2 protein-coding genes and 1 pseudogene are annotated in these 3,041 nt (G+C 64.9%); 2 read left to right on the top strand and 1 reads right to left on the bottom strand.

Annotated elements, in window-relative coordinates:
* The first annotated feature begins 376 nt into the window (after nt 1-376).
* The gene (locus tag ACIBTS_RS49235) at nt 377-1,243 is read left to right on the top strand and encodes an RNA polymerase subunit sigma (protein ID WP_399328519.1); all 867 of its coding nucleotides are present in this window, start codon (nt 377-379) and stop codon (nt 1,241-1,243) included.
* Between the two features lie 546 nt (nt 1,244-1,789).
* Nucleotides 1,790-2,425 (top strand): hypothetical protein, encoded by a 636-nt coding sequence (locus ACIBTS_RS49230; RefSeq protein WP_399328517.1) that lies wholly within the window; start codon nt 1,790-1,792, stop codon nt 2,423-2,425.
* 516 nt (nt 2,426-2,941) lie between these two features.
* On the opposite strand, the pseudogene ACIBTS_RS49225 reads toward ACIBTS_RS49230, so the two are convergent.
* Nucleotides 2,942-3,041: pseudogene (locus ACIBTS_RS49225) on the bottom strand (IS481 family transposase); the annotation flags it as partial.

Here is a 3,041-nt window from a genome sequence, read left to right as displayed (position 1 = left end):
GCCCCAACGAATACGAACACCGACACCACACCGCTAAACTCACGCTCGCCGCGTGATCAATAACCGCGTGCCCACCTTCACGGGGGAAGGCCCGATAGCGACAGGCTCAGAGGGATGGATTCGGTGACGCACTGCATTCATTGTTCACCGCGTACGATGCTTCCACTGCCTGTTATGCCGATGTCACAATGTCTGTGGCTGTCCTGTCTCTGTCGCGTACCAGGGCCTCGCCGTCCGCCGTTCAGCTTCCTCCGGTGCGGAGTCGTCACAGTAGGTTCCGGCGACGGGACGGCGGAGTGAAGTCGGATGGGTCCCAGCTGAGGCCAATCACTGGGCGGCTGGGTTACGGAGAGGGGCGAGGAGAGGAAGGACGCGCATGGAGTCCGTCGGTCAGGTGGTGCCGATAGCGGAGCTGACGGAGGAGCGGCACCACCTGTTGGATGTCGCGTACTGGATGCCCGGCAAAGGTCCAGGGTCCGAGAACGTCGTCGATGAGGCCTACCGGCAGTGGCACGGGTTGTCCGATCATGAGCGGGCGCGGATCGTGCAGCCGCGCGCTTGGCTCGTGAAGACCGTCGGCGGTATATGCGTGGCCCGGCTTCCCCGACCGGACCGGGAGCATTCACGTACGGTCGGAGAGCTGGCGTCGGAGCGGTACGAGATGCTGTCACAGGAACTTCATCAGCTGATGCTGAACACGCTGGAGTCCCTGTCTCCGACCGAGCAGGCGGCGCTCGTACTGAACCACGCTTTCGGGACGGCGCGGAGTACGGTCGCCGACATAGGCGGTCAGCCACAGACGGAATGTAGGCAGCTCACCGACCGTGCGCGCCGCAGTCTGCAGGACCGGCGCGCACGGCCCACGACGCCGCAGCAGCACGACACGGTGACCGGCGTGGTTCATGACGCCTGCGTGGCGGAGGAATTCGGGCTATTGGCGTCTTTGCTTGTACCGGACGTGACCGTCTACTTCGACGACGGTGGCAAGATACGCGCCCTGGTCCGTCCCGTCCACGGCAGACAGCAGGTCGCCCGCAGCCTGCTGACGCTGCTTGCCCGGCACCCTCGCATCACCCTGGACGCGCATCCCGTCAACGGGCGTACCGGTCTTGTCGCTCGTTACGACCGCCAGGTCGCCGGGGTCATCAGCCTGAACGTCGCCGGACCCCACGTCGTACAGGTCTGGGTCACCCTGAACCCCGACAAGCTCCGTTCGTGGAACCGGTCCAGGGCCGCTCGGTAGTGCCGCACGGCCTTGGGAGCTGGCATGGTCTTGAGCGTCCGACAGTCACCGATTTGCCACTATCTCCTCGCACGGACCGGAAGCCGTGGCAGCCCGGCCGACACCACTGTCTTCACCCGGAGGGGGCGTAACGTGCCGACCGTCCGATGTAACAGTGGACGTCCCGAGTTCCCAGTTGCCGCAAGCTCGGTGAGTAGGCGGCGCGGGTTTACCGATGCCACGACGGAGCTTTGATTTCCGCAGGCTGGAAGGGTCGAGCCTGTCTCGTGTTCGCACCGACCCTGCGTTCCCTCCCCGCCCATCCGGACCACCCGCTTGCATGTCCCTTCCGCTGTGGGGACGGGCGTCACCCGGACTGACCGTGCTGCAGGCATCGTTCCCGTCTTTCGTTCGAGTGACCACTGCGGACTGTTGCGTACATGGTGGTGACGCTGTGTGCGCAATCCGCCTATGATGTTCAGGGGTACCCGTCTCATCGTATGGGCGAGCGAGCGGCACCAAGGGTGTGCCTAACAGCACGCAAAAGTATTGAGGACAAGAGGACACATGGTCTCCGTAAGCCACACGGCGCACAATATCGAGATCACCGCCGAGAGCCTTCAAGAGGATCTGGCCCGCCTGGAGATTCAGAAGCAGGCGCTGGAGAGGGAGCTCGCCGCGGTCGTTGCTCATCTCGGCTCCGTACAGCGAGCCCTCAATGCCCTCGAGGCTCTCATGCACGGAGCTGCCCAGCCGCAGGCAGCTGACACACCGGCTGCGGTATCCACGAAACGGCCTCGCCCCTCAGCATCCGTGCCCCCGCAGGAGGGCACCCCTTCCTCGGAATCAGCGGACGGCGCCACCGTCACACGTGGTGTCCAGAAACAGCAGCCGGCGGTGAGCCGGCGGGATCCGCGGGACTCCGCCTCCCCGGCCGTAGCCGACGCGGTCAGCCGTACCCCCGGGGCGCATACCAGCAGTGACAGTGACGATGACAAGAAGTACGGCAAACTCACCGAACAGATTTTGGAGTATTTCGCGGGAGCCGGCGATGCCGACGTACGGGCCCGGGATGTCGCGGCGGCTCTCGGCCGCGACAAGGACAGTGGAAGCATCAACGCGGTCCGCAGCACCCTGGACCGGCTGGTAGGCACTTCTCGTATCCGGCGGACAGGTCGCGGCCTCTACGCCAAGCAGGCCTGAGACCGTCGGCGACCAAGCCTTGCTGCTCACCTGGTCAGGCGTGACTCCGGGCACCGTCCACGGGCGGAGGACGGTGCCCGGAGCACGGCACCAGGTCGTCTCTGAGACCTCGGTGCCAACGTGCGACATCTTCACGATGACCGTGCCGAACATAACGTCGCGAACGTTGTGATCAGTATACCCACTAACAAGCGTGGCCAGCACCGCCGGAGGAGAGTGTGCCCCGCCCGGCACGTCACGTCGGCTGCGCACATCGGCCCGACGAAAACACTCTTGAGATGTTGTTTGACTGTGTTGGTCGATAGGAATCAGACCGCCTCCCTCACGTCGGTCACCGTACTAGGGCGTGTTTCGAAAGTAGCGTCGTCCGCCCGGAGGGCGGAGCCCGCGGCGTCTGGTGCGGTGCATCGCAAGGCGGAGGGTCGTCTGCGTACTGGGCGTACGCGGACGATCCCGACAACGCGGCGAGGCGCCGTGCCAGGCGTCGCGGGCCAGACGCTACTTTCGAAACACGCCCTAGTTGTATTGCCCTGTGAGGTTGGGGACGCGGCTGGCGGGTGGTTGGCCTTTCAGCGCGGTGTGTCCGCGGTGGTGATTGTAGGTGTGCAGCCAGTCG

It is taken from the genome of Streptomyces sp. NPDC050121 (assembly GCF_044460385.1).
GTDB classification, from domain to species: domain Bacteria; phylum Actinomycetota; class Actinomycetes; order Streptomycetales; family Streptomycetaceae; genus Streptomyces; species Streptomyces soliscabiei.
Note: the sequence above shows the minus strand (reverse complement) of the source record. Positions and strands in the feature narration are given on the sequence as shown.

Coding starts and splice junctions, on each gene's coding strand:
- ACIBTS_RS49230 (WP_399328517.1), top strand. CDS start 1,790: ATGGTCTCCGTAAGCCACACGGCGCACAATATCGAGATCACCGCCGAG.
- ACIBTS_RS49235 (WP_399328519.1), top strand. CDS start 377: ATGGAGTCCGTCGGTCAGGTGGTGCCGATAGCGGAGCTGACGGAGGAG.